Here is a 25,034-nt window from a genome sequence, read left to right on the forward strand (position 1 = left end):
GGACATAATACCCATAAAATAGGTTTCCATGTAGGGCGTTGCCCACCGCTTAGCAAAAAATAAGAGACATGCACGACGACGCCCCGGATTACCTCCAGATGATTCTGACCAAGACCCGTAACGACCGGCAGCTGGCGCTAACGATTTTCTCGCAGTTATTTGCAGAATTGCCGATGCAATTGGACGGCATACAGAATGCGCTGAATCGTCAACAATACGATCTCGCCCGCCAAATCATCCATAAACTGCACGGCTCGCTGAGTTTTTGCGGGCTCGAAAACATCCGGAAACAGGCGCACAGCCTCGAAGAGTGTCTGGTCAGCAACAATTATGGGATGATCAGCCGCTACTGGTTTCAGCTTCAGCAATGCGCGTTTGAATTCACCGCCCAGCAGCAAACGCTGCTGGAAGAGTTAACCAGGGAAACTGTTTAAACTCGAAGCGGCTTTGCTGCCTTGAGCCCGGCCTTCACCGCTTTCACCCCCAACCCTCCTGAATACGATCATGTCAGAATTTAATCCCACCCTCGGCTTCATCGGTATCGGTCTGATGGGCAAGCCGCTGACGCTGAGGCTTTTGCAGCACGGCTTTCGGGTCCACGTCTGGAACCGCAGCCCGGAAAAACTGCAAGCTGTCGTCGCAGCTGGCGCAGAGGCCTGCGCGAGCATCGCCGAACTGGTGCGCGCCTCCGATGTGGTGATCACCTGTCTGGCCGACACCCAGGCGGTCGAATGGGCGCTGCAGCAGGGCATCATCGATCACGGCGCGCCGGACAAACTGCTGATCGACCTGTCCAGCATCGATCCGAACCAGACCCGCACCTTTGCGGCCGCGCTGCACGAAAACTGCGGCATGGGCTGGGTCGATGCGCCGGTATCCGGCGGCGTCGGCGGCGCCGAACAGGGCACTCTCGCGATCATGGCGGGAGGACTCCCCGATCATATCGACATCGCCCGCCGGGTGCTGCAACCGTTATACAAACAACTGACCCACATGGGCCCGGTCGGCAGCGGCCAGACCACCAAAATCTGCAATCAGATGATCGTCAGCTGCAACATGCTGGTGATCGCCGAAATGATCGCGCTGGCCAAAGCCGCCGGCGTCGATGCGGAAAAAATCCCGGCAGCGCTGGCCGGCGGCTTTGCCGACTCGAAGCCTTTGCAGATCGCCGGCCCCGAAATGGCGCTCGAACTTTTCGAGCCGGTCAAATGGCGCGTGAAGACCTTGTTGAAGGATTTGCAGATGGCGACCGAACTGGCCAGACAATTGGGCAATGCGCTGCCGATGTCGGGCCTCGCCGCGCAATTGATGCAGCTGCACGGCAGCCGAGGTTATCTGGAGCAGGACCCGGCCACATTGATCAAACTTTACGGGAAAGACTGATGCCGCGTTTTACTGCGAACCTCAGCATGCTGTTTACCGAGGTCGAGCTGATCGACCGTTTCGCGGCCGCGCGCGAACACGGTTTTAACGCCATCGAGATTCAGTTTCCTTACGAACTCGGCGCGGAGACGATTAAGCGCAAGCTGGCCGAACAGGGTCTGCAACTGGTCCTGTTCAACGTGCCGGCCGATGATTTGTTGCAGGGCGGCGAAGGGCTAGCCTGCGTGCCGGAAAAACAGGATCAGTTCCGGGAAGCATTGGCGCTGGCTGTCGACTATGCGAAGGAGTTGCGGCCGGCCGCCATCAATGTATTGCCCGGCCGCTGTCTCGATCCGGCGCGCTACGCCGACTATCTGAGCACCTTCAAACAGAATCTTTGCCTGGCCGCCGACGCCTTCTCGCCTTTGGGCGTCAAGACCGTGTTCGAGGCGATCAACAGCCTCGATATGCCGGGCTTCATCATCGATACCGGCGCGAAGATGCTGGCGGTTCTGGACGAACTGAAACGAAGGGATATATTCCTGCAATACGACATCTACCACATGCTCAGGATGGGCGAAAATCCCGCCGCGTTTATCGCAGAGCATGCAAAGCGTATCGGCCATATCCAGTTTGCCGACTGTCCGGGACGCGGACAGCCCGGCACCGGCCATGCCGATTGGGCTGCGCTATTTTCGGCGATCGACCAATCAGGCTATGATGGCTGGACCGGGGCCGAATACAAGCCAAGCGGGGCAACTTCGACAACTCTTGGCTGGTTGAATCATTACGATCATCGGTAATCCCCAAAAAAGGTACGCGATGCATTCTACATGGCTATCTTAAACGGAACGAACGCGTTAAGATAAATTCATCGATACCGCATCGTCATTCGAGGCAGACCATGAACCAGCCCGCACAACGCTTCGCGACCTACGAAGACCTCTTCGATTTGCCCGACCATCTGATCGGTGAAATTATCCACGGCCAACTGATCACCCAACCCCGGCCGGCGCCCAAGCATGCTTTGGCGGGTTCCGGCCTGGGCATGAAATTCGGAGATCCGTTTCAATACGGACGCGGCGGTCCCGGCGGCTGGTGGATCATGGACGAGCCGGAACTGCATTTGGGACCGCATATTCTGGTTCCCGACCTCGCCGGCTGGCGGCGGGAACGCATGCCGACGCTGCCCGACGCGGCCTATTTCAGCCTCGCCCCCGACTGGGTCTGTGAAGTGCTGTCACCCGGTACCGCACGCATCGACCGTGCGGTCAAAATGCCCCTTTATGCCGCGCATGAGATCAACTGGCTCTGGCTGCTCGATCCCGATATCCGCACGCTGGAAGTTTACAGTTTGTCCAACGGCCATTGGCTGCTCGAAGGCACATGGAAAGATGACGACGCGGTGCGGGCAGCGCCGTTCGCCGAAGTGGTTTTGCAATTGGATGATTTGTGGGCGCCGGAGGCAAAACCCCCAAGTGGGGAGTGAACGTTCAGGACCGTGCGATTAACGTAGCGTAATCGCACGCATGTAAAAATGGCAATATTCCTCCGATTTCGCTACGCTAATCGGAGCTACTTGCTTCTCAAGCCGTCGTTAATTTCAGATATTTCTGATACAACGATTCCTTGTCCTCGGGATACTCGGGATCCCTGTCGATACAGTCGACCGGGCACACCGCCATGCATTGCGGCTCGTCATAATGGCCGACGCATTCGGTGCACAATGCGGGATCGATCACGTAAAACTCTTCGCCTTGGGATATGGCGCCGTTCGGGCATTCCGGCTCGCAGACATCGCAATTGATGCATTCGTCGTCGATTTTAAGGGCCATGCGGTACTACTCTCCTAACTAAATTTTTCGATTAAACGCTGATGCACAAGGTCGGGAACGAAGCTCGCTACGTCTCCTTTCAGTTGTGCTATCTCTCTGATCATGCTCGATGAAATAAATTCATATTGCTCGGCCGGGGTTAAAAACACCGTTTCGAGCTCGGGCGCCAAACGGCGGTTCATGCCGGCCAGTTGAAACTCGTATTCGAAGTCCGATACCGCGCGCAGGCCGCGTATTATCACATGGGCGCCCTGCTTCCTCGCGAATTCGACCAGCAGGGTATCGAAGCCGCTGACCTCGACATTGGGAAATTCGGTCGTGACCGCCGCGGCCAGCTCGACGCGCTCTGCCATCGTAAACAACGGCGTCTTGCCTTTGTTCAGCGCGACCGCGACGATGACCTTGTCATACAGGCGGGACGCCCTGGCAATCAGATCCAGATGCCCACGGGTGATCGGGTCGAAGGTGCCGGGGTAAATCGCGGTGATTTTCATGGACTCGGGGGATTTTTAAAAGCGGCGATTTTAACCCAAGACGCCGCATAAAGGAATTGGGGGCTGCAAGGAAAGGATGCCACTTGATCACCCTCACCCTGCCCTCCAAATGCCGTTACCGTGAAAATCGATAGGTGAGTGGTGGGAGCGACGCCTACGTCGCGATTAAAGCCTCAAGTCGCGACGTAGGCGTCGCTCCCACGGATGATTTTTATTTTGCGGGGTGAGGAAAGCAACCTCATGTCTGTTAAGTTAAGAAGGAAGCTCCCTCTCCTGTTGGAGAGGGTTGGGGTGAGGAGGATCAAAAATAAGGAAAAATACTTTATTTTGATCCCCTCATCCCAGCCTTCTCCCGGAGGGAGAAGGAGCGAAGCTTAACTTAATGGCATTGCCGCCCTCTCCTGCGGGAAGAGGATTTTGTCTAGTCTAATATTGATGTTCTGGCGAACAAGCGGTAAGCCACCTCGCCCGCCGTTTTATGCTTCAACAGTTGCCAGTTGTCCGGTAGCCCTTCCAATTCGAGGCCGACTTCGGTTTCGACATAGATAAGCGCATGGCCGGCCAGCCAGCCGTGCCGCTCCAGCAACAGGCAGGTTTTTAGCGCCAGATTTTTCGCGAAGGGCGGGTCCAGGAATATCAGATCGAAGGGCTCCGGGCGCCCGGCTAAAAACCGTTCCACCTCGCTCTCGATGATGCGGTTTTTACCGCCGCCCAACACGGCCGCATTTGCGCGCAGATTTTTACAGGCCTTCGCATCGCTTTCGACCTGCACGACTTCCTTCGCGCCGCGCGAGGCGGCCTCGAAACCCAACGCGCCGCTGCCCGCGTATAAATCCAGGCAGCGGCAGCCGGCCACATCGTATTGCAGCCAATTAAACAGGGTTTCGCGGACGCGCGCGGGCGTCGGCCGAAGCCCCGGCGCATCGTCGAAATGCAAGAGGCGGCTGCGCCATTCGCCGCCGATGATCCGGACTTTATTTGCCACCGTTCGTTTTCTCGTCGTTGCCGACCGTCACGGTCTGCAAGAGATCGATCTTGATATGGCGCTTGAACGCATCGCTGATCGAAGCCACGGTCACTTCCTCAACCTTCTGCGTGAAGGTGTCCAGATAATCGAGCGGCATGTCATAAAAACCGATCATCGCGACATAATTGGCAAGTTTCTTGTTCGTATCGAAACGCATCGGAAAACCGCCGGTGATGTTTTTCTTCGCCGCGGTCAGCTCCGCTTCGGTCGGGCCTTTGGCGATAAAATCGGCCAGGGTCTGATTCAGCACCTTCAACGCCTCGCCGGTCTGGTCGTTGCGCGTTTGCAAACCGAGCACGAAAGGCCCTTTTTTGCGCATCGGACTGAACGCGCTGGAAGCGCTGTAGGCAAGGCCGCGTTTCTCGCGGATTTCATCGAACAGTTTCGACACCAGCCCGCTGCCGCCGAGGATGTGATTGCCGACATAGAGGCTGAAAAAATCCGGATCCTTGCGCTCGATGCCGGGCATGCCGACCAATACATGCGTCTGCGCGGAAGGAAACTTGATATTCTGAGTGCTGGCCTTGGCCGGCATCACGACATCAGCCAGCGGCGCGGGCTTTTGCCCTGTCGGCAAATCCTTCAACAAGGTCGTGACCGTCTGCTCGGCCTGCTCCTTGCTCAAGTCGCCGACGATCACGACCACCGCATTCGCGGCCACGTAATACTGGCGGTAAAAGGCGCGGAGGTCGCTCGCTTTGAGCGGGCTGACCGTTTCGATCAGGCCGCTGTCCGGATGCCCGTAAGGGTGATCGCCGTAAAGCGCCTTCGAGAAGGCGATGTCGGCCAGATCGCCGGGCGATTCCTCGCGCTGTTTCAGGCCGGCCAGCGTCCGTTTCTTCTCGCGCTGAAAGTCGGCCTCCCTGAACGCGGGCTGAGTCAAGATCACATGCATCGTGTCGAGCGCCTTGTCGAACAGCGGCTTGTCGGTCAGCGTGCGCAGCGTGACGCTGGCCATGTCGCTCGAAATGCTCGCGCCGAAATTCGCGCCGACGCTTTCGAAACGCTCGGCGATCTGATCCGCATTCCACGTTCCTGCGCCTTCTTCCAGCAAACCCGTCGTCAGCGCCGCAAGCCCTGCCCGCTTACCGTCGCGCGCACTGCCCGCATCGAAAGCGACCACAATGTCCGCGATCGGCAAACTGCCCGCATGCACGAAAAAGACCCGGGAACCCTCTGCCGTCTGCCAATGCTCGATGTTGACCGAGGCCCAGACGGCCTGACTGAGCGCGAACAAAAATAATCCCAACACACTTCTACGCATTACTTGTCTCCCTTGTTGACGGCTTTTTCGTTAATCGGTTGCGGATCGAGAACGGCGACGGTCAGATGATCCTCGATCAGATATTTTTTCGCGACATCGCGCACCTGCTCTGCGGTCACCAGATTGATCTTCTTCACGTATTCATCGACCCTTGGCCAGCCGAGACCGACCGTTTCGAACATGCCGAGTTGCATCGCCTGGTAGAAATTCGAATCGCGCTGATAGACCTGATTCGCCAATACCTGCGCCTTGATCCGTTGCAGTTCTTCCTTGCTGATCAGGTTTTTTTGCAGATCCTCGATCTCCTTCTTGAATGCCGCCTCGAGGTCCGCGACTTTTTTGCCGTCCGCCGGCGTGCCTTCGAGTTCGAACAAGGAAGACAGCTTCGAGGTCAGACTATAACCCGCGCCGGCGCCGACCGCGATCTGCTTGCCGCGCACCAGACGCGAAGACAGCCGCGCGCTATTGCCGCCGTCCAGGACGCCGGCCAGCACTTCCAGGGCATAGGCTTCCGCTTCCTGCTCCGCGGACTTGAGCGACGGCACCTTGTAGCCCATCGTCAGATACGGCAGTTTGGCCGGCGCCTTCACGACAATCCGGCGCACGCCGACTTGCGGCATCTCGGTTTGCGGCTTGATCGGCTTGATCTCGCTCGGTTTCAGTTCGGCGAAATATTTCTCGGCCAGCGCGAAGACTTCATCGGTCTTTACATCGCCGACCACGACCAATGTCGCATTGTTCGGCGCATACCAGCGCTGGTACCAAGCCTCTAAATCTTCGACCTTGTAGTTTGCAATATCCGACGGCCAGCCGATCACCGGATGCTGATAAGGGCTGTTCGTGTAGGCGGTCGCCGAGAAATACTCGCCGACCTTCGCCTGCGGATTGTCTTCGGTGCGCATCCGGCGTTCCTCGGTCACGACTTCCAGTTCCTTTTTCAATTCGTCGGGTAACAGATGCAGATGCCGCATCCGGTCCGCTTCGAGCTCGAAACTGACCGCCAGCCTCGACGCATTCATCGTCTGAAAATAAGCGGTGTAATCGGTGCCGGTAAATGCGTTTTCATCGCCGCCGTTTTCGGCGATGATCCTGGAAAATTCGCCCGGCTTATGCTTGTCGGTGCCTTTAAACATCATGTGTTCGAGCATGTGCGAAATGCCGGTGATGCCGCCCGGCTCATAGCTAGAACCGACCTTGTACCAGACCTGCGAGACCACGACCGGCGAGCGGTGATCCTCCTGGACCAAAACTTTCAGGCCGTTTTTCAGTTGATGTTCCGCTACTTTCGGTTCCGTCGCGGCGGCATAAACCGGCAGGCCAAGCACTATTGCACAAAATAATCGCTTTTTCATGACTCCCTCTTGTTGACCAATGTTAGCGCCTCCGACTATTTCAATCGGCTAGCGTTCACTGTATTCTATAAGAATTGTGTACGTTGGTGTGATTTACGATGACGAGCCTCTCTCCGGCCCTGGCCTGGAAAAAATATCTGACCCTGTGTAAGCCGAATGTGGTCCTCGAAATGCTGTTCACCGCGATCGTCGGCATGCTGCTGGCGGTGCCCGGCATGCCGCCGCTCGACACGCTCGCTTACAGCATTACCGGCATTGCCTTGGCCTCTGCCTCGGCCGCCGCGATCAATCAGTTTATCGACCGCAAGGCCGACGCGGAGATGCGCCGCACCGAAAACCGGCCGTTGCCGAAAGGCGAGTTGAACGCCGCGCAGGTGATCGCGTTCGCCGCGATCCTCGGCGTCGCCTCGATGGTGCTGTTGGTCGTGAAGGTCAACGTGTTGACCGCCGTGCTGACCTTTCTGTCTCTGTTCGGCTACGCGTTCATCTATACCGTCTACCTGAAACGAATGACCCCGCAAAACATCGTGATCGGCGGCGCCTTCGGCGCGACCCCGCCGCTGCTCGGCTGGACCGCGATGACCAATGAGGTGCATCCCTATGCGCTGCTGCTGATGCTGATCATCTTCGTCTGGACGCCTCCGCATTTCTGGGCGCTTGCGATCGCCCGGCGCGAGGAATACGCGAAAGTTAACATCCCGATGCTGCCGGTTACGCACGGCATCAAATTCACGCGCCTGCAGATCCTGCTCTATACGCTGCTGCTGCTGATCGTGACCGTGCTGCCCTATCTGACCGGCATGACCGGCTTGATCTATCTCGCCGCGGCGGTGCCGCTGGGGCTGGTGTTCATTTATTTCGCGCTCCTGATGATGCGGCGCAAGGACAACAAGACCGCGATGCGGACCTTCGCCTATTCGATCATTTATCTCACGGTGCTGTTCGCGGCGCTGCTGCTCGATCATTACCTGATGATAAGACCATGAATTTCTCTCACCATTTACAAACTTCCGAACTCGAGCATCCGTTTGCAGAATTCATCCGGATTCTCGGCAAGGGCAAACACGGCTCGCGCCCGTTGACCCAGGAAGAAGCCTATCAGGCGATGCGGATGATCCTGGCGGACGAAGTGCTGCCGATCCAGTTGGGCGCGTTTTTGATGCTGATGCGGGTGAAGGAGGAAACGCCGGAAGAACTGGCAGGTTTCGTACAGGCCGCGCGCGAATCGTTTGCCGCCGGCGATAGACAAGACCTGGCCGACCTGGACTGGTCGACCTACGCCGGCAAACGCCGGCATCTACCCTGGTATTTGCTGTCGGCGCTCCTGCTCGCCGAAAATGGCGTCAGGGTGCTGATGCACGGCGCGAAAGGGCCTGCCGCCGGGCGGCTTTACACCGAAGACATGCTCGGATTTCTGGGGCTGTCCGCGGCGACCTCGATTGCCGAGGCAAAGCAGCAACTCCAGGAGCGCTCGTTCAGCTATCTGTCGCTGGAGCATTTTTGCCCGAAACTGCACGAGATCATCGGATTGCGCCCTATCCTGGGCCTGCGCTCGCCGGTGCATACCCTGGTGCGCCTGTTGAACCCGTTCAACGCCGACTACAGCATCCAGGGCATCTTCCACCCCGGCTACCGGCCGGTGCATCAACTCGCCGCGCAGCTGTTAAAGCAGCCGCATGCGGCGGTGCTGAAAGGCGAAGGCGGCGAAACCGAACGCAACCCGGACATGGATTGCCTGGTGCAAAGCGTGCATCACGGCGAACTCTCCGACGAAGACTGGCCGGCCTTGTTTGCGAAGCGCCATGTCAAACCGGAAGCACTGGACGCCGGCCAATTGGCTAAAGTCTGGCGCGGCGAAACGATCGACGAATTCGCCGAAGCGTCGGTGATCGGCACGGCCGCGGTCGCGCTGAAGCTGCTCGGCAAGGCCGATAGCCAGGAAGCCGCCCAGCAACTGGCGACGGCTTATTGGCACCACCGCGACAAGGGCAGATTTTCGAAGGCAAGCGCCTGATAGACATCAATCGAATCGGGCCGGCAGCCAGCCTCTTTCAACGCAATCGCGAAAACACCACTCCGGCGTGGTTTCGGTTTTATAGTTCCAGAAAAACCAGCCGAGGTATTTTTCGAAGGTGATCAGTTGCGCGTCGGCGTAGGCGCGGTAACCGACATCCATCTGGAAGCGGTCCATCTTTTCGAGGGCGTAGTTGAAAGGACCTTCCGCCCACAGCGAAACCATCTTTAGATTGAGCCCGAGGCTCCATTCGCCGACATAGATGGGCTGCCGCAGCTCCTGAATGATCTCGTCGGCCTCCTGTTTCCAATGCATCGCGGACTTTTGGATGTGGCCGTAAATGTCCATGTCGATGTCGTTACGGTCGAAGCATTGATAGCGGTGGATATCGAGGACGACATTGCGAAAATCGGGTTCATTCATAAACCCGGTGTATTCGCGGAACGTGCGGAAGCCGTCATGAAAGACCACCGCGACATCTTCGGGCCTGCAATGCTTGCGGATGCGTGCGTAGCCGGCCTGATTGTAGCGTTTCAGAAAGTCGGTCGGAATGTCCCAGCGCGGCTCGTTCAGCACCTCGATCGCATGTAAAACGCGGCGCCCGTGGTAACGTTCGGCCAGTCTTTCGAGCACATCCAGCGAATACTCGACATATTCCGGTTTCGTGTGCCATTCGCAGACATTCATGATGCCGCCGTTGTCGAAACCGTTCTGGCAGCCGGGCGCCGCATGCAGATCGAGCACGACCTGCAAGCCATAGGTTTCCGCCCAGTCGAAAGCGCGGTCGAGAATGTCGAGGCCGCCGACGACAAAAGGCTGCGTCGATGCGCCATAGGCGCGGTGGTAAGGATAGCCCGGCCCGAACAACCAATGCCCGACCGGAATCCTGACCGCATTGATACCGGCTTTTGCCAGCCAGGCGAAATCGTCTTCGGTGATAAAGGCATTCCAATGCTGCTTCAGCAAGGCATCCGCGCGTTCGCCGAGTTCGGTGCAATAGGAGGTCTCGTCGGTCGCGGCGAGCCCTTCGAACAGGCTCGGCGTGATCCATTTTTCGAGCACCAGCCAGCCGCCGAGGTTCACCCCGCGCAGTTTTTTGCCTTCGTTACGTTCGTTCAAAGAGGTCATCGACGTTCTCCCTGCGGTCTATTATGGAAGGACAATCCGGCGCTGATGAAACGCGTTGGCGGTCGGCTGATTGGTGATGGTCAACATCGCGGCTTCGGGAAGTTCATTGCGGATCAAAGTCAACATAGCCACCTCGCCTTTAGGATCGAGCGAATCGAACGCTTCTTGCAGCAAGATCCATTTCGGGCGATTCAACAGCAAACGCACGGCACCGAGTCGTTGCTGCTGCTCGCGGGTCAGCGCGGTATCCCAATTTTCGGTCTCGTCGAGTTGCTCTTGCAATTCCTCTAGACCGACTTTGTTCAGAACTTCCTTGATCTCGATCGTGCCGAACCGTTCGATGCCCTGAGGATAACAGATCGCACTCCAGAGCGTTCCGCTCGGCAAATAAGGCCGCGGCGGCATCAAAAACAAGGGCTCGTCGTCGGGCAGTTCGATACGCCCGCTGCCCCAAGGCCAGAGGCCCACGATCGCCTTGAAGAGTTTGGCGCCGGTCGAGGAGTTGCCGTTGACCCATACCCGTTCGGCCGGCCGGATTTCGATATTGATGCCGGCAGCGATCATCTCGCCATCCCGCTTGTTCAAACACAGATCATGAATGCTCAGCACCGACATCTCCGATTTGCTCAGGCAAATCCGGTGCGGATCGGGGCAGGTCATTTCCTGTTCGAGGTTATCCAATGCGCCGACCAGACCCAGCACGCGGTCGGCCGAAGCGCGCCAATTGGCGAACGCCGCCATGTTATCGACCGGCCAGGACAATGCCGACGCCATATGCTGGAATGCCTGCGCGGATTGCATCAGCGTGCCGAGAGAAATCGAGCCCAGCACATAGCGCGGCGCCGAGACGAGAATAGGAAAGGCCATCGACAGGACCGAGTAGCCGGAGGTAAACATCATGATGTTACGCCAGGCCAAGGTTTGCCGGTCGTAAGTCTCTTTGATCGTTTGAAACAGTGAGCCGAAGCGCTGTCTTTCATTCGCTTCGCCATGGACCAGCGCAATCGCCATCGAGTTTTCGCGCGCCTTGACCAGACCGAAGCGGAAATTGGCTTCGACCGTTTGCCGCGCATCGGTCGCCTTGACCAGGGGGCGCCCTATCCACCAACCCAATATCGACGCGCCGACCGCATAAATCAACGCGATCCAGACCAGATGGCCCTGAATCTGCATGCCGCCTAAAACCACCGTACCGGAGAGCCGCCAAAGAATTTGGGTAAAACTGATCAGCAGCAACAGGCTGTAAAACAACGAATGCAGCAATTGGACCGCCTCTTCGGTCACGATGCGGACATCCTCGGCGATACGCCCGTCCGGATTGTCGTGCTCGCCCGGCATGAAGATGACCTGGTATTGCCGGCCATCGTCCATCCACAGCCCGCTGACCCGCTCGGTCAGCCAGCTGCGCCAGCCGATCTGCAGACTCCGCTTGACCGTCATATGCGTCGAGGTAATGGCGATGCCGGCTCCGAAGATAATCACCAGCAAACCGATCTGCTGGATCAATCCCGCCATCGAATGTTGTTCGAGCGCATCGAAAAGCGCGGCGCTCCAGGCATTGATCACGACCGCCATGCCGATCTGCATCACGGTCAGCACGGTCAAGGCCAATGTGCGATTGCGGATGAAGCGTTTATTTTCGGAATTCCAATAAGGTCCGGCCAGCGCGACGAACTGATGAAAAAATCCCTTGGCGTTGAGCATAGGCAATTCTCCATGGAGGGAGATAAAAATATAGATGCATTCCGCTGAAATAACCTATCGCCCGGCTGCGAGTCGATTCGAGTCGTTATCCGCTAAACGGAGCACGTAAAACGCCCGATTGTAATTGAATTCCGCATTGATTGAATACAGCTTTTTGCTTCGGAGTCGTCACCTAGGCAAATGCGAGTTTATCCCTTGCCAAGCGCCCAAGCCGGATGGCGGCGATTTAGCCAGTCACGCGCGCCCTGCCCCGCGCACAAGCCGGTGGCGAAACAGGCCGTGAGCAGATACCCGCCGGTGGGAGCCTCCCAGTCGAGCATTTCACCTGCGACAAAAACGCCGGGCAGAGCGGTAAGCATCAGGTTTTGATCGAGGCTGTTAAAGCGCACGCCGCCGGCGGTGCTGATCGCTTCGGCGAGGGGGCGGGGGGTGCGCACGGTGATCGGCAAGGCCTTGATCGTCGCCGCCAGCGTGGCCGCATCGGCAAATTGTGCCTTACCGAGCACCTCGTGCAGCAAGGCCACCTTAACGCCGGTAAGGCCGACGCGGCTTTGCAAATGGCTAGAGAGCGACCGCGATCCGCGGGGATGACTGACTTCGGCCACCACCCGCGCGGCGTCGCGTCCGGGCGCCAGATCAAGCGTGAAGGTGGCGCTGCCGTGGGCATTCAACTGCTCGCGCAGCCGCTGCGAAAACGCGTAAACCAGGCTGCCCTCCACGCCATGCGCGCTAACCACCATTTCACCTTGGCGCTGCTCGGTGCGGCCCTGCGCGTCGGTAAACGTCAGCGCCACCGATTTGAGCTGTGCGCCGGCAAATTTATCGCGCAGATGCGCACTCCACGCCACCTCGAAGCCGCAATTAGCGCTTTGCAATGGCGCGATCTCTACGCCCCGAGCCTTGAGCCACGGCAACCAGGCGCCGTCCGACCCCAGTTGCGGCCAGCTGGCGCCGCCCAGCGCCAGCACCGTCGCCTGCGGCTTGAGCGAAATTTCGCCGCCCGGACTGGCCAGCCGCAACGCGCCGTCGGCATCCCAGCCCAGCCAGCGGTGGCGCACATGCAGGCGCACGCCGGCACTGCGCAGGCGATGCAGCCAAGCCCGCAGCAACGGCGCGGCTTTCATCTGCGTGGGAAAGACTCGGCCCGAGCTGCCGACAAAGGTGTCGATACCCAGCCCGTGCACCCACGCGCGCAAGGCGCTCGGCGGCAGCCGGTCGAGAACGGCTTGCAGCTGCGGCCGGCGATCGCCATAGCGGGCGCAGAAGGTGTCGTAGGCTTCGCCGTGGGTGATATTCAATCCGCCGATGCCGGCCAGCAATAACTTGCGGCCGACCGATGGCATGGCGTCGTAAACATCGACCTGCACGCCCGCAAGACTCAGCGCTTCGGCAGCCATCAGCCCGGCCGGACCTCCGCCGATAATGGCAACTTGCGGGGCGGTATACTCGGTCATAAGGGGGGCTGTTGAAGTTTGGCTAGGCGCGCATTTTAACCTAAATGCCGTCGTTAACAATTCGGAAGCGCAAAAAATCCGCCTTGAATTATGTCCCTGACGACCCTAGTATAAACAGCAAACCCACTTTAAAGAGCAATTAGTTATGACAACCCTCACGCCTTACGCGGCCATCGGCGGCGAACAGGCCATCCTCAGTTTGGTCGACCGATTTTACTTCTATATGGATACCCTGCCCGAGGCGCAAGGCCTACGCGCCATACATCAGCCCAGTCTTGCCTCCGCCAAGAGCAAGCTATTCAAGTTTCTGTCCGGCTGGCTGGGCGGTCCCAATTTGTTCATCGAAGAATTCGGCCACCCGATGCTGCGCGCCCGCCATTTGCCCTTCGCCATTGGCGAATCGGAGCGTGACCAGTGGATGCTGTGCATGAATAAAGCGCTGGACGAAATGACCATGGACCCGCAGCTGAAAACCAATATCCAAAATGCTTTGCAGCAACTATCCACCCACATGATTAATCAGGAGCCGGCTCAATAGTCTGCGGCGGCCTGTTGACCTGGATTTTAAAAACCGAATCGGCACGGCCGTGCCTCATACGCGGCAGTCAGCCCTTGTTACCGGTCCTCGTCAAAATCTCCCATTCAGATAAAATAGCCATCGCCTCTTCCGTAGTGCTGCCGCAGGCATCTTCGGTCGCCTGAAAGCCGCTACACACAAGAGGCCGGCTAGGCTGCAAGAAAATTGAACATTTATTTTCACTATCCAAATGCAGGCAACGCACCCCAGCGGGTTTACCGAAAGGATGTAAAGGCGTGGCTGAAGAAATAGATGGCGCGATACAACAAGCGCCACAGCCGATTCGACACTGCATCAAATAACCTCATCTGTTTTTAAGGGGCCTCATACAGCCGATTAACGCCGCGTGGGCATGCAATCCACTTTAACATTGACCACTTTACTAGAAAAACGCCAAATTCATTGGGGTAAGATACTGATTGAGCCTTGCGGTCATCTTGGTGTCTGGAAAATTTTCAATGTTGACTTACCTGAGTCCCTGGTAATTTTTTCAGGGTGATTAACGGCACCGTTTTCGCTCGCCAGTTAATGTCAACGTTTTATGTGCAAAATCCCCCAGCCACCCTGTACACTGATAACTCAAAAAATCCAACCCCCCGAACACGAATGAAATTGAAGTTAACCCTCTCCCGTTTAGAAAACCTGTTGATGACCGCCTGCGACGACCTGCGCGGCAGCATGGATGCCAGCGAATATAAGGAATACATCTTCGGCATGTTGTTTCTGAAACGGGCCAGCGACCTGTTCGATCAGCGTCAGGCCGAACTGCGCAAACAGTTTGCCGCCCAGGGCATGTCACCGGACGATATTGAAGGAGCACTGATAGATTCGGACCACTATTCCGGCAAATATTTCTTCGTGCCGCCGCGCGCCCGCTGGAATCAGGGCTGGCAGGAAGCCGTGGTGGAGAACGGCCAGGAAAAGATCATCGACCGTCCGGCGCTCAAGCACGTCAAGGAAAACGTCGGCTCCGCCCTGAACAAGGCGCTGGAAGCGATCGAAGACCATAACATGGACGCCTTACAGGACGTGCTCAAGGGCATCAACTTCAACCGCAAGATCGGCCAGCGTACGCTGGATGACGATACCCTGGCCGACTTCGTGCAGAACTTCGAAAAAATCCCGCTCAAGGACAGCGACTTTGAATTCCCCGACCTGCTTGGCGCCGCCTACGAATGGCTGATCAAATACTTCGCCGATTCCGCCGGTAAAAAAGCCGGCGAGTTCTATACCCCTGCCGAAGTGGTGCGCATCTGCGTCGAAATCTGCGATCCGGAAGAAGGTATGAGCGTCTACGACCCGACGGTGGGCTCCGGCGGCATGCTGATCCAGATGCGCGATTATCTGCGCGAAAAAGGCGGCAGCGCCGATGAGCTGGCGCTCTACGGCCAGGAGAAAATGGGCACCACCTGGTCCATCTGCAAAATGAACATGCTGCTGCATGGCATTTCCCATGCCGATATTCGTCAGGAAGACACCCTGCGCGAGCCGCAGCATCTGGACGAAACCAACGAATTGAAACGCTTCGACCGCGTCGTCGCCAATCCGCCGTTCAGCCAGAACTACATCAAAAAGGATTTGAAATTTTCCGGCCGCTTTCCGGTGATGATGCCGGAGAAAGGCAAAAAGGCCGACTTGATGTTCGTCCAGCACATGTTGTCCGTACTCAAGCACAACGGCCGCATGGCGACGGTGATGCCACACGGCGTGCTGTTTCGTGGCGGCGAAGAGCGCGAAGCGCGCAAGCACTTTATCGAGCACGGCTATCTGGAGGCCATCATCGGCCTGCCCGGCAACCTGTTCTACGGCACCGGCATTCCTGCCTGCATTCTGGTGATGAATAAAGACGGCGCCGCCAACCGCGACCATGTGCTGTTCATCAACGCCGACCGCGAATACCGCGAAGGCAAGGCGCAAAACCATCTGCGCCCGGAAGACATCGACAAGATCATCTACGCCTACCGCGCGAATAAAGACATTCCTGCCTACGCCCGCCGCGTGCCGAAGGCGGAAATCGTCGCCGAAGACTACAACTGCAATATCCGCCGCTATGTGGACAACGCTCCGCCGCCCGAACCGCACGACGTGCGCGCCCATCTGCATGGCGGCGTGCCTAGGGTGGAAGTCGAAAGCCTGGCGAACTTCTGGCAAAACTACCCGCAATTGAAAGACGATGCCTTTGTCAGCCGGGATGAAACTTATCTTGATTTTGCCCCGGTTTTAGCCGACAAGCGCGAAATCGCCGACTTTGTGGCAAGCCATCAAAGCGTGATGTCCCGTCACGAAGAATTTATGCAAACCCTGGAAAACTGGTGGCAGGCCAACTTGCCGATAGTCGAAGCGCTGGCGCCCGATGCCGCGAACCAGGAAGGCAAACCGCGCAATGTCTATGTGATGCGCAGCAGTCTGCTGGCCAGCATCGAACAGGCGCTGGCCGGGCAAAACCTGCTGACTCCTTTCCAGGTGCGCGGCGCCTTTGCCAACTATGTCGATGTCCTCAAGGCCGATTTCAAATCCATCGCCGCCAGCGGCTGGGGGCCGGAGCTGATCCCGGACGAGGACATTCTGCAAAGCCAGTTCCCCGAGGTGCTGGAAGCGCTGGAACAGGCCCAATCCCGGCTATCCGAGCTGCAAGCCCTGTTTGCCGCCGCCGATGAGGAAGACTTTGAAGACAGCGACGACACCGGCGTGATGAATTCAGATCAAGTGAAAGATCTGAAAGCCCGCCTGAAAGAAGCCAAAGGCATGGCCAGGCTGTGCAAGCGCGACCCGAACATGGGCGATGCGGAGCTCTATCAGCGCGAAGCCGAGCAGATCGAGGCACAACTTGATCGCCACAAAGTGCTGGAAGACGAAGTCAAAACGCTCAGGGCTACGATAAAAGGAATCGAGGGCAAGCGCGACGAACTGGTGCAAAGCGCCCGCGAAAAAATCTCCACCGACGAGGCTCGCACGGTGATTATCGAGCGCCTGCGGCAACTACTGATGCACACCTACCGCGCTTATCTTCGCGCCGACCAGCGCGCCTGCATCAAGGCCATTGAAAACCTGTGGAGCAAATACGCGGTCACCGCCAAGACCATCGAAGCCGAGCGCGATGCGGCGGCTGAGCAGTTAAAAGCGTTTTTGGTGGAGTTGGGGTACGACGTGCACGACTGCATGGATGCAGGAGGTAGAGCAATGTCGGGAACAATTGCCGAGGCTGCACAAGTGCCGCGAGCGCAAGGATGCGCAGGAGCGACGGAGTGATGGGGGGCTTAATGGAAGTCCAGCTTGGAAAGCTGTTCTCAAAACTTGTGAATGGCGGGACGCCCTCTACTGACATTGCAAGTTATTGGGGAGGGTCAATTCCGTGGGTAACTGGAGCAGACTTTACCAGTCGAGGGATTGGAGAGTTTCGCCGATATGTATCTGAAAGTGGTATTCGTTCAAGCTCCACATCAGTGGTCGACCCAGGCAATCTTCTCGTTGTTACGCGAACAGGTGTAGGCAAATTAGCGATTGCAAAGGAGCCGATTGCGATCAGTCAGGATATAACAGGTGTTTATCCTGATCCGACTAAGACGGATACTCTGTTTCTTTACTTTTTGCTTGTTAAGGAATTGGAAGAACTCAAGAAGTTAAACCAAGGCACCAGCATAAATGGAATAATTCGGTCAGATTTTGAGAAACATCTTGTCAAAATTCCCGCCGAAATTCACGTCCAACAAAAAATCGCCAGGATTCTCCAAACCATCGACCAAGCCATCGAAAAAACCGAAGCGCTGATTGAAAAATACCAGCATATCAAAGCGGGGCTGATGCACGATCTTTTTACCCGCGGCATCGGCGCCGACGGCAAACTGCGCCCGCCCCACGAACAAGCTCCGGAACTGTATCAGGAAACCCCGATTGGGTGGATTCCGAAGGAGTGGAAGTTTGATTCTCTAAAAAATATCTTTGGAGCAAAGAATATCGTAAACGGCCCATTTGGAAGCGATCTTCTAACTTCAGAGCTGAAAAAAGAAGGTATCTCAGTCTTGTATTGCCAAGATATAAAGCCTGGAGTCTTTACCCGTATCTCAAATTCAAATGTTACTCCCTTCAAAGCGGCCCAATTAGCCTTCTGCAATGTTCGCAAAAATGACATTCTGCTTGCCAAAGTTGGCTCTCCTCCTTGTGATAGTTGTGTTTATGAGGAAGAGTCAAGTGCAGTGGTTACCCAAGATGTTATTCGGATAAGGCCTTCCTCGGAGTATGGGGCTGAATTTTTCTCCTCTTGGTTTAATTCTGGCTACGGCAGACAAGCAATCAAGAAAATATCAATTGAAGGGACTCGTGAGCGAGTTTCTCTCGGTGAATTTAAAGAGTTGACTGTACCTTTTCCGGATATTGCGGAGCAGATTGCGATTGGCAGAAGAATAAGTCAAGCGCAGAAATTTATTGCTGAGGAAAAACGCAATTTGATAAAACTTAAACAAAAAAAATCCGGCCTAATGCACGACCTGCTCACCGGTAAAGTCCAGGTCAATGTCAACGAACCCAACACGGCGGCAAAGGCATGAGCAACGAACGCCCCGCATCCCTGAATCCTCCGCCCAGCGGTTACGCTGAATGGCTGATTGAGCTGAAACAGCGCATCCACACCGCCCGGCAGCGCGCTGCGCTGGCCGTTAACCGCGAGCTGGTGGGGCTGTACTGGAGTATCGGCAGCGAGATTCTGATGCGTCAAGCCGAGCAAGGTTGGGGCGCCAAGGTGATTGATCGGCTGGCGCATGATTTGCGCACGGCCTTTCCCGAGATGAAGGGCTTCTCGCCGCGTAATCTCAAATACATGCGCGCTTTCGCCGAAGCCTGGCCGGATGCGGAATTTGTGCAAGGGGTGCTTGCACAATTGCCCTGGTATCACCACTTGGCGCTGCTGGACAAGCTGCCCAACCCCGAAACTCGCCGCTGGTACGCCGCCAAAGCGATTGAACACAACTGGTCGCGCAATATTCTGGTGATGCAGATCGAAACCCGGTTGCTGGAGCGTAGCGGCGCGGCAGTCACCAACTTCGAAGCCAGTTTGCCCAAAGTACAATCTGATCTGGCGCGCGAGTCGCTGAAAGACCCTTATCGTTTCGACTTTCTCGGCCTGACCGACGAGGCGCAGGAGCGCGAGATCGAAAACGCCTTGGTGAAGCACGTGACCGAATTCCTGCTGGAGCTGGGTGCGGGCTTTGCGTTTGTCGGGCGACAGGTACTGTTGGATGTGGGGGGAGACGAGTTTTTCATCGACCTGCTGTTCTACCACCTCAAGTTGCGCTGCTATGTGGTGATCGAACTCAAGGCCGGCAAGTTTATGCCCGAACATTTGGGGCAGCTTGGGTTTTATCTGACCGCTGTGGACCGCAAGGTCAAAAGCGAGCATGACAACCCAAGTATTGGCCTTTTGCTGTGCAAGAGCAAAAACAAGGTAGTGGCCGAATATGCCTTGGGCGATAAGAGCCAACCCATGGGCATTGCCGAATACAAACTGCTCGACTCTCTGCCTGCCGAACTACAAACCAGTCTGCCCAGTATCGAGCAAATTGAACAAGAGTTGGCAGGCGGCGATGATTTTGCTCAGGAGGATGAAGAGGCATGAGCGAATACATCGAAGTCGAACAACTTTTTTGCGGCAGTCGGACACAATATCCCTGCGGATGATCCGGCCGAGTAAAAACCAGGCATTGGATTTGCATGCTATCAATGCTATCATTCTGCCAATGCAGCAATTACGATGAGGTAAGCAACGATGGCTAATTTGATCGTGCGCAACGTGGACGATGAAATCGCGAATGCACTGAAAATGCGGGCCAGCCGCCACGGCATCAGCGCCGAGGCCGAACACCGGCGAATTTTGGAGCAGGCGCTGACGCGCCCGAAAAAACGGCCTTTTCTCGAGGTGTTGAGCCAGATTCCCGATGTGGGCACCGATGAAGACTTTGCCCGGGTAGAGGATCAACAGGCTCCGAACCCGTTTGACTGATGTACTTACTGGACACCAACATCGTCAGTGAAATGCGTAAAAAAGATCGGGCAAATGCTGGGCTCAGACGTTTCGTTCGTCAACTCGCCGACCAGGATGCGCAAACCTATATCAGCGTGGTCACCGTCGGCGAGTTACGCCGTGGCGTCGATTTGATCCGGCACAGGGGCGACCTGGATCAGGCCCGGGCGCTGGAGACCTGGTTGCAATTCCTATTAAATGATTATGCTGACAACATCCTGGATTTTGGCAAGGAGGAAGCCCAGATCTGGGGGCGGTTGCGTGTACCTCATCCGGAAAATGCCCTGGATAAACAGATTGCCGCGACCGCGTTGAGCTATGGTTTTACCCTGGTGACACGCAACGTGCGGGATTTTGCCTTTACCGGCGTAACACTGCTCAATCCGTTCGAATAGCCTGATGTCTGAATACACCGAAGTTGAACAGCCCTTCCTGCACCAGTTGCAAGACTTGGGCTGGGAGATCGTCGACCAGGGGCCGGATATTCCATCCGACCCGAGCAAAAGCCTGCGCCTGAATTTTCGCCAGTGGTTGCTGCCGGAAGTTTTTACACAATCCGTCGCGGCGTTGAACACGACCGCCAACGGTACGCCCTGGCTGACCGATAAACAACTGCAGGATTTGCAGGACCAGGTTCTGCGCCAGCCTAACCGCACCCTGCTGGAAGCCAACGAGGCCATACAGAAGCTGCTGTTCAAAGCTCAGGTGGATATGAGCGAGGTCACCGGCGAGCAGGACCCGGTGGTCAAATTGATCGACTTTGCCAACCCGGAGAACAATCATTTTCTCGCGATCAACCAGTTCCGCATCGATACGCCGGGCGGCGTGAAGCAATTCATCATTCCCGACATCGTGCTGTTCGTGAACGGCATTCCGCTAATCGTGGTTGAGTGCAAAAAAGGCGGGCCGACCTGCGCCAACCCGATGGCGGAAGCCTTCGAGCAGTTGCAGCGTTATATGAACCAACGCAAGGCGACGAAGCAACAAGGGTTGAAAGAAGGCGAACCGCGCCTGTTTCACTGCAATATGCTGCTGATCCGCAGCAGCGGCGTCGAAGCCGATTACGGCACCATCACTTCCGGTGAAGAGCATTTCTACCCCTGGAAAACCCAGTGGCCACAGCCGGACAGCGTGGCCGAAGGCATGAACCAACAGCAGAAGCTGGTCAACGGCATGCTGAACAAAGCCAACCTGCTCAGCATGCTGCGCACATCCAGCGTGTTCATGGATACCGACGGCGGCCCGCGCATCAAGGTGGTGTGCCGCTACCAGCAGTTCCGAGCCGCCAATAAAATCATCGAGCGGCTGCGCAACGGACAATCCGTCGAGGAAAAAAGCGGCGTGGTCTGGCACACGCAAGGGTCCGGCAAAAGTCTGACCATGGTGTTTGTGGCCCGCATGCTGCGCGCCTCCCGCGACCTGAACGATTACAAGATTTTGCTAATCAACGACCGGGTGGACCTGGAAGAGCAGCTCGCCGAAACCGCCACCCTGATCGGCGGCCGGGTGCATGTGATCGAAAGCCGCAAGAGGCTGCGCGAACAACTGGCCACGGACAGCTCCGACATCAACATGGTGATGGTGCACAAGTTCCAGTTGCACGACCAAAGCTTGCCGTTGAAAGTCGCCGAAGCCCTGGGCACCTATCAGGCCATCCCATCCAGCCAGACTTTCGGAGTGGTCAATAACTCCTCGCGCATCGTACTGATGATCGACGAGGCGCACCGGACGCAAAGCTCGGATCTCGGCGACAACATCTTTGAAGCTTTCCCCAATGCCGCCCGCATCGCCTTTACCGGCACGCCATTGATTACCGAGCGCCACGGCGAAAAGAAAACCGTGAAGCGCTTTGGCGATTACATCGATACCTACCGGTTGATGGATGCGGTGGAAGACGGCACCACCTTGCAGATTCTGTATGAGGGCCGCACTGCCGATGCGGCACTGAACGATAAGCACGGCTTTGAAACCCGGTTTGAAAATCTGTTCAAGGATCGCAGTGAAGAAGAGCTGTTGGCGATTAAGAAAAAATACGGCGCCACCGGCGATTTGCTGGAAGCCGAGCAGCGCATTGCCGCGATTGCCAAGGATATGGTGCAGCATTATCTGGAACATATCTTTCCCAATGGTTTCAAGGCGCAGGTGGTGTGCCACTCCAAACTGGCGGCGGTGCGTTACCAGAAAGCCATTCATCAGGCGCTGACCGACACCGTGGCCGAACTGGAAGCGGTGCTGGAATCGGATGCTGAGCTGATCCGTAAAATTCGTTTTCTGAAAGCGGCGGTGGTAATTTCCAGCGATGGCACCAACGAAGCGGCCTATATCACCGAAGCGCGCAATCAAGCCAAAGCCTGGAATGCGGTGGACAATTTCTGCAAGCCGTTCGACTTTGACGATCCGGACAAATCCTACAGCGGCATCGCCTTTCTGATCGTGTGCGACATGCTGCTGACCGGCTTTGATGCGCCGATCGAGCAGGTGATGTATCTCGACAAGAAAATCCGCGAGCACACCTTGCTGCAGGCCATTGCCCGCACCAACCGGGTGAAGCAAGGCAAGCAGCGCGGCTATGTAGTGGATTATATCGGCCTGACCGACAACCTCACCGACGCTTTGACGTTGTATGCCGCTGCCGATGAACAGCAGGAACTTGCCCTGGGGCTGAAAAATATCACCTCGGAAATGCCGGTGCTGGAAGAGCGCTACCAGCGCCTGTTGCAGTTATTCAGCGAGCACAAGGTCGCCAAGGTACGCGAGTTTGTCGAGGGCCAGTTGGCCAGTGTCGAGGAAGATGCCGCCGTGGTGCATGAGGCCGTCAAGCTTCTGAAGGATGAGAAAATCCGCGCCGACTTTGACGTGTATCTGAAAAAATTCCTGATGAGTCTGGACATCATTCTGCCGAACAAGGCCGCCCATGCGTACCGGGTGCCGGCCAAACGCCTGGGTTATATTTTGCGGGTGACCAAAGAGCGTTATAAAGACACCAGCCTGAATCTGGGCGATGCCGGGCAGAAAGTGCGCGATCTGATCAACGAGCATTTGATCAGTCTGGGCATCAACCCCAAGGTGCCGCCGATCGAGCTGTTGTCGGAGGACTTTATCGCCAAGTTGAATGAGCACGCTGGAGGCAACGCGGAAGCCAAAGCCAGCGAAATGGAACACGCCATTCGCAAGCACTGCACCGTGCATCACGATGAGGACCCGGCGTTTTATAAAAGCTTGGCGGAGAAGGTCGAAAACCTGATTGACCAGTATCAGGATCAATGGGATAAACTGGCCGAGGAGCTGGAAAAACTGCGCGCCGTGGCCATTGAAGGCCGCAAGCAAGGCGAGGAAGGCATGAGCAAGGAAGCAACGACATTCTACGAGCACATTGCCAATGAAGCCTTTGACAACGGTGAAGTGCCCGCTGATGTCAAGCCCAAAATGAAGGCGCTGATGGAGGCCATCGTTGAGACCTTACAGCACAGCATTGGCAGCATCGATTTCTGGCACAACAGCGACAAGCAAAAGAAAACCCGTAGCGAAATTAAAACCGCACTGACCCTGACCGGCATTGTCGAACTCAAAGAAAACCGCGAACGCATCGCAATCGAAGTTATGAAACTGGCCAAGAATCGCCACGACGAATTACTGAAAGGCGCGGCGGGAGTTAACAACGCATGAATACGCGCCGTGTCCGAGACATTGAATACCAGTTGCTGCCAGGCAGCCCGCGTAAAACGACCGATATCGTGATCGAACGCAACGGCGTCGTAACCGTGCGCCCGCCTGAAGATTACACGCCGGAACAGGTCGATGCGGTGGTCGAAAGCAAGCGCCTCTGGATTTATCGTAATCTGGCCGAGTGGAAAGACCTGAACGCCAGCGCCGTGGCGCGTGAATGGGTCAACGGCGAAACCTTTTTATACTTGGGCCGCGCCTATCGCCTGTCGCTGGTATCTGATCAGGCTTGTGCCTTGCAACTGAAAGAAGGCCGTTTCTGTCTGAGCCGTGCCGTGATCGAACAGGGCGGCACCGAAGCTGCCAGGCAGACATTCGAATCTTATTTTAGTGACAAAGGCATGCAGCGTTTCAGTGAGCGGGTAGCCTACTTCGCGCCGAAGGTCGGCGTCGACGTCGCCGGCATTAAAGTGAAAGAGATGGGTTACCGCTGGGCCAGTTGCGGCAAAAACGGCCAGCTCAATTTCCACTGGAAGTGCATGATGGCGCCGCCCCGAATCATCGATTACATCGTGGTGCACGAATTGTGTCATTTTCATCACCGCGACCACACCGATGCGTTTTGGAATGAAGTGGACAAGGTGATGCCGGACTATCGTGAGCGCAAGGAATGGCTGCGAAAGCATGGGGCCGGCTTGACGGTATAGGTTTAACAAAAATGAATTGCGGCCTTCATCGCTTTCGGAAAGGCACGGCCGGATCTGCCGCTAAATGTTTCTATGCCGAGTTCCGCTGCCCATTGCCGCAAGCGCTCCTGTCCGAAGGCATCGCGTCCATGAGAGGAGATGCACTTACCTCCCCGCACTTTTAGCGCCGGTTTCGAGTTACAATATATATCTATTTATGTATGTATAACGATGAGGCACCGCTGGAGCGGTGAACAGGTATTCTTACACCGAAGCGTCACTACCCTTAAGTCAAGGCGGTTATCTCCCTCACCCTTCGGGAGAGGGTCGGGGTGAGGGGAATAAAATAAGGAAAAATACTTTATTTTGATCCCCTCATCCTAGCCTTCTCCCGGGGGGAGAAGGGACCTGCCATCCTTAACTTAATGGCAGTGACACCGAAGCGTGGGAACGATTGGAGT

The 25,034-nt window shown here is 56.5% G+C and carries 23 protein-coding genes; 14 read left to right on the forward strand and 9 right to left on the reverse strand.

All coding sequences use genetic code 11. The features are described from left to right. The first annotated feature begins 68 nt into the window (after positions 1 to 68). The 4 genes from METLA_RS0113060 to METLA_RS0113075 all read left to right on the forward strand — a co-directional run bounded on the left by METLA_RS0113060 (position 69) and on the right by METLA_RS0113075 (position 2,851). Positions 69 to 434, forward strand: a complete 366-nt coding sequence (locus tag METLA_RS0113060) for an Hpt domain-containing protein (protein ID WP_024298970.1) — start codon at positions 69 to 71, stop codon at positions 432 to 434. Between the two features lie 70 nt (positions 435 to 504). Beyond that, a complete protein-coding gene (locus METLA_RS0113065) occupies positions 505 to 1,383 on the forward strand; it encodes an NAD(P)-dependent oxidoreductase (RefSeq protein ID WP_024298971.1) in 879 nt (292 codons plus the stop codon). Then, positions 1,383 to 2,165, forward strand: coding sequence for a hydroxypyruvate isomerase family protein (locus METLA_RS0113070; protein ID WP_024298972.1), 783 nt, complete (start codon positions 1,383 to 1,385; stop codon positions 2,163 to 2,165). Before METLA_RS0113065 ends, METLA_RS0113070 begins: the two co-directional genes overlap by 1 nt. Before the next feature lie 101 nt (positions 2,166 to 2,266). Next, positions 2,267 to 2,851, forward strand: coding sequence for a Uma2 family endonuclease (locus METLA_RS0113075; RefSeq protein WP_024298973.1), 585 nt, complete (start codon positions 2,267 to 2,269; stop codon positions 2,849 to 2,851). A 97-nt stretch (positions 2,852 to 2,948) separates the two neighbouring features. Here METLA_RS0113075 and METLA_RS0113080 read toward each other — a convergent pair whose 3' ends face one another. The 5 genes from METLA_RS0113080 to METLA_RS0113105 form a co-directional block, all read right to left on the reverse strand. Further along, positions 2,949 to 3,197, reverse strand: a complete 249-nt coding sequence (locus tag METLA_RS0113080; RefSeq protein ID WP_024298974.1) for a YfhL family 4Fe-4S dicluster ferredoxin — start codon at positions 3,195 to 3,197, stop codon at positions 2,949 to 2,951. 14 nt (positions 3,198 to 3,211) lie between these two features. Further along, positions 3,212 to 3,691: a pantetheine-phosphate adenylyltransferase gene (gene coaD / locus METLA_RS0113085; protein ID WP_024298975.1), complete on the reverse strand. Its 480-nt coding sequence runs from the start codon at positions 3,689 to 3,691 to the stop codon at positions 3,212 to 3,214. A 421-nt stretch (positions 3,692 to 4,112) separates the two neighbouring features. Beyond that, positions 4,113 to 4,676 carry a 16S rRNA (guanine(966)-N(2))-methyltransferase RsmD gene (gene rsmD / locus METLA_RS0113095; protein WP_024298976.1) on the reverse strand — a complete coding sequence of 188 codons (564 nt, stop codon included), beginning with the start codon at positions 4,674 to 4,676 and terminating at the stop codon, positions 4,113 to 4,115. Further along, positions 4,666 to 5,982 (reverse strand): M16 family metallopeptidase, encoded by a 1,317-nt coding sequence (locus tag METLA_RS0113100; RefSeq protein ID WP_024298977.1) that lies wholly within the window; start codon positions 5,980 to 5,982, stop codon positions 4,666 to 4,668. Before METLA_RS0113100 ends, rsmD begins: the two co-directional genes overlap by 11 nt. Beyond that, positions 5,982 to 7,334 (reverse strand): M16 family metallopeptidase, encoded by a 1,353-nt coding sequence (locus METLA_RS0113105; RefSeq protein ID WP_024298978.1) that lies wholly within the window; start codon positions 7,332 to 7,334, stop codon positions 5,982 to 5,984. The genes METLA_RS0113100 and METLA_RS0113105 overlap by 1 nt, the downstream gene beginning before the upstream one ends. Positions 7,335 to 7,432: 98 nt before the next feature. On the opposite strand from METLA_RS0113105, the gene cyoE reads away from it, so the two are divergent. Then, positions 7,433 to 8,320 (forward strand): heme o synthase, encoded by an 888-nt coding sequence (gene cyoE, locus METLA_RS0113110; protein ID WP_024298979.1) that lies wholly within the window; start codon positions 7,433 to 7,435, stop codon positions 8,318 to 8,320. Next, positions 8,317 to 9,348 (forward strand): glycosyl transferase family protein, encoded by a 1,032-nt coding sequence (locus METLA_RS0113115; RefSeq protein ID WP_024298980.1) that lies wholly within the window; start codon positions 8,317 to 8,319, stop codon positions 9,346 to 9,348. Before cyoE ends, METLA_RS0113115 begins: the two co-directional genes overlap by 4 nt. Before the next feature lie 6 nt (positions 9,349 to 9,354). Here the strand turns inward: METLA_RS0113115 and METLA_RS0113120 are convergent, their stop codons facing one another. From METLA_RS0113120 to METLA_RS0113130, 3 genes are all read right to left on the reverse strand, one after another. Continuing rightward, the gene (locus METLA_RS0113120; RefSeq protein WP_024298981.1) at positions 9,355 to 10,476 is read right to left on the reverse strand and encodes a glycoside hydrolase family 5 protein; all 1,122 of its coding nucleotides are present in this window, start codon (positions 10,474 to 10,476) and stop codon (positions 9,355 to 9,357) included. A gap of 21 nt (positions 10,477 to 10,497) precedes the next feature. After that, complete coding sequence (locus METLA_RS0113125; RefSeq protein WP_024298982.1) at positions 10,498 to 12,180, reverse strand: ABC transporter ATP-binding protein/permease; 1,683 nt, start codon at positions 12,178 to 12,180, stop codon at positions 10,498 to 10,500. 188 nt (positions 12,181 to 12,368) lie between these two features. Next, positions 12,369 to 13,634: a TIGR03862 family flavoprotein gene (locus METLA_RS0113130; protein ID WP_024298983.1), complete on the reverse strand. Its 1,266-nt coding sequence runs from the start codon at positions 13,632 to 13,634 to the stop codon at positions 12,369 to 12,371. A 145-nt stretch (positions 13,635 to 13,779) separates the two neighbouring features. On the opposite strand from METLA_RS0113130, the gene METLA_RS0113135 reads away from it, so the two are divergent. Continuing rightward, entirely contained in the window at positions 13,780 to 14,172 is a 393-nt protein-coding gene (locus METLA_RS0113135; RefSeq protein ID WP_024298984.1) for a group II truncated hemoglobin, read from the forward strand. A 67-nt stretch (positions 14,173 to 14,239) separates the two neighbouring features. Here METLA_RS0113135 and METLA_RS23860 read toward each other — a convergent pair whose 3' ends face one another. Continuing rightward, positions 14,240 to 14,506 (reverse strand): YkgJ family cysteine cluster protein, encoded by a 267-nt coding sequence (locus METLA_RS23860; RefSeq protein WP_084480138.1) that lies wholly within the window; start codon positions 14,504 to 14,506, stop codon positions 14,240 to 14,242. A 311-nt stretch (positions 14,507 to 14,817) separates the two neighbouring features. Here METLA_RS23860 and METLA_RS0113140 point away from each other — a divergent pair, with 311 nt between their 5' ends. From METLA_RS0113140 to METLA_RS0113170, 7 genes are all read left to right on the forward strand, one after another. Continuing rightward, positions 14,818 to 17,460, forward strand: coding sequence for an HsdM family class I SAM-dependent methyltransferase (locus METLA_RS0113140; protein WP_024298985.1), 2,643 nt, complete (start codon positions 14,818 to 14,820; stop codon positions 17,458 to 17,460). 11 nt (positions 17,461 to 17,471) lie between these two features. Next, positions 17,472 to 18,755 carry a restriction endonuclease subunit S gene (locus METLA_RS0113145; RefSeq protein WP_161635410.1) on the forward strand — a complete coding sequence of 428 codons (1,284 nt, stop codon included), beginning with the start codon at positions 17,472 to 17,474 and terminating at the stop codon, positions 18,753 to 18,755. Then, positions 18,752 to 19,819 carry a PDDEXK nuclease domain-containing protein gene (locus tag METLA_RS0113150; protein WP_024298987.1) on the forward strand — a complete coding sequence of 356 codons (1,068 nt, stop codon included), beginning with the start codon at positions 18,752 to 18,754 and terminating at the stop codon, positions 19,817 to 19,819. Before METLA_RS0113145 ends, METLA_RS0113150 begins: the two co-directional genes overlap by 4 nt. Before the next feature lie 150 nt (positions 19,820 to 19,969). Further along, positions 19,970 to 20,203, forward strand: coding sequence for a FitA-like ribbon-helix-helix domain-containing protein (locus METLA_RS0113155; protein ID WP_024298988.1), 234 nt, complete (start codon positions 19,970 to 19,972; stop codon positions 20,201 to 20,203). Next, complete coding sequence (locus METLA_RS0113160; RefSeq protein ID WP_024298989.1) at positions 20,203 to 20,619, forward strand: type II toxin-antitoxin system VapC family toxin; 417 nt, start codon at positions 20,203 to 20,205, stop codon at positions 20,617 to 20,619. The genes METLA_RS0113155 and METLA_RS0113160 overlap by 1 nt, the downstream gene beginning before the upstream one ends. Before the next feature lie 4 nt (positions 20,620 to 20,623). Continuing rightward, positions 20,624 to 23,890 carry a type I restriction endonuclease subunit R gene (locus METLA_RS0113165; protein ID WP_024298990.1) on the forward strand — a complete coding sequence of 1,089 codons (3,267 nt, stop codon included), beginning with the start codon at positions 20,624 to 20,626 and terminating at the stop codon, positions 23,888 to 23,890. Then, positions 23,887 to 24,594, forward strand: coding sequence for a M48 family metallopeptidase (locus METLA_RS0113170; RefSeq protein WP_024298991.1), 708 nt, complete (start codon positions 23,887 to 23,889; stop codon positions 24,592 to 24,594). The genes METLA_RS0113165 and METLA_RS0113170 overlap by 4 nt, the downstream gene beginning before the upstream one ends. Positions 24,595 to 25,034: the final 440 nt, after the last annotated feature.

This window comes from Methylomicrobium lacus LW14 (assembly GCF_000527095.1).
GTDB lineage: Bacteria > Pseudomonadota > Gammaproteobacteria > Methylococcales > Methylomonadaceae > Methylomicrobium > Methylomicrobium lacus.

Excerpts from the sequence above, each read along its gene's own strand:
- METLA_RS0113070 (WP_024298972.1), top strand. The coding sequence starts at position 1,383 with ATGCCGCGTTTTACTGCGAACCTCAGCATGCTGTTTACCGAGGTCGAG.
- METLA_RS0113135 (WP_024298984.1), top strand. The coding sequence starts at position 13,780 with ATGACAACCCTCACGCCTTACGCGGCCATCGGCGGCGAACAGGCCATC.
- METLA_RS0113075 (WP_024298973.1), top strand. The coding sequence starts at position 2,267 with ATGAACCAGCCCGCACAACGCTTCGCGACCTACGAAGACCTCTTCGAT.
- METLA_RS0113065 (WP_024298971.1), top strand. The coding sequence starts at position 505 with ATGTCAGAATTTAATCCCACCCTCGGCTTCATCGGTATCGGTCTGATG.
- METLA_RS0113105 (WP_024298978.1), bottom strand. The coding sequence starts at position 7,334 with ATGAAAAAGCGATTATTTTGTGCAATAGTGCTTGGCCTGCCGGTTTAT.
- METLA_RS0113115 (WP_024298980.1), top strand. The coding sequence starts at position 8,317 with ATGAATTTCTCTCACCATTTACAAACTTCCGAACTCGAGCATCCGTTT.
- METLA_RS0113145 (WP_161635410.1), top strand. The coding sequence starts at position 17,472 with ATGGAAGTCCAGCTTGGAAAGCTGTTCTCAAAACTTGTGAATGGCGGG.
- METLA_RS0113125 (WP_024298982.1), bottom strand. The coding sequence starts at position 12,180 with ATGCTCAACGCCAAGGGATTTTTTCATCAGTTCGTCGCGCTGGCCGGA.
- METLA_RS0113130 (WP_024298983.1), bottom strand. The coding sequence starts at position 13,634 with ATGACCGAGTATACCGCCCCGCAAGTTGCCATTATCGGCGGAGGTCCG.
- METLA_RS0113170 (WP_024298991.1), top strand. The coding sequence starts at position 23,887 with ATGAATACGCGCCGTGTCCGAGACATTGAATACCAGTTGCTGCCAGGC.
- METLA_RS0113080 (WP_024298974.1), bottom strand. The coding sequence starts at position 3,197 with ATGGCCCTTAAAATCGACGACGAATGCATCAATTGCGATGTCTGCGAG.
- METLA_RS0113160 (WP_024298989.1), top strand. The coding sequence starts at position 20,203 with ATGTACTTACTGGACACCAACATCGTCAGTGAAATGCGTAAAAAAGAT.
- METLA_RS0113140 (WP_024298985.1), top strand. The coding sequence starts at position 14,818 with ATGAAATTGAAGTTAACCCTCTCCCGTTTAGAAAACCTGTTGATGACC.
- METLA_RS23860 (WP_084480138.1), bottom strand. The coding sequence starts at position 14,506 with ATGCAGTGTCGAATCGGCTGTGGCGCTTGTTGTATCGCGCCATCTATT.
- coaD (WP_024298975.1), bottom strand. The coding sequence starts at position 3,691 with ATGAAAATCACCGCGATTTACCCCGGCACCTTCGACCCGATCACCCGT.
- METLA_RS0113120 (WP_024298981.1), bottom strand. The coding sequence starts at position 10,476 with ATGACCTCTTTGAACGAACGTAACGAAGGCAAAAAACTGCGCGGGGTG.
- METLA_RS0113165 (WP_024298990.1), top strand. The coding sequence starts at position 20,624 with ATGTCTGAATACACCGAAGTTGAACAGCCCTTCCTGCACCAGTTGCAA.
- METLA_RS0113100 (WP_024298977.1), bottom strand. The coding sequence starts at position 5,982 with ATGCGTAGAAGTGTGTTGGGATTATTTTTGTTCGCGCTCAGTCAGGCC.
- METLA_RS0113150 (WP_024298987.1), top strand. The coding sequence starts at position 18,752 with ATGAGCAACGAACGCCCCGCATCCCTGAATCCTCCGCCCAGCGGTTAC.
- METLA_RS0113060 (WP_024298970.1), top strand. The coding sequence starts at position 69 with ATGCACGACGACGCCCCGGATTACCTCCAGATGATTCTGACCAAGACC.
- cyoE (WP_024298979.1), top strand. The coding sequence starts at position 7,433 with ATGACGAGCCTCTCTCCGGCCCTGGCCTGGAAAAAATATCTGACCCTG.
- METLA_RS0113155 (WP_024298988.1), top strand. The coding sequence starts at position 19,970 with ATGGCTAATTTGATCGTGCGCAACGTGGACGATGAAATCGCGAATGCA.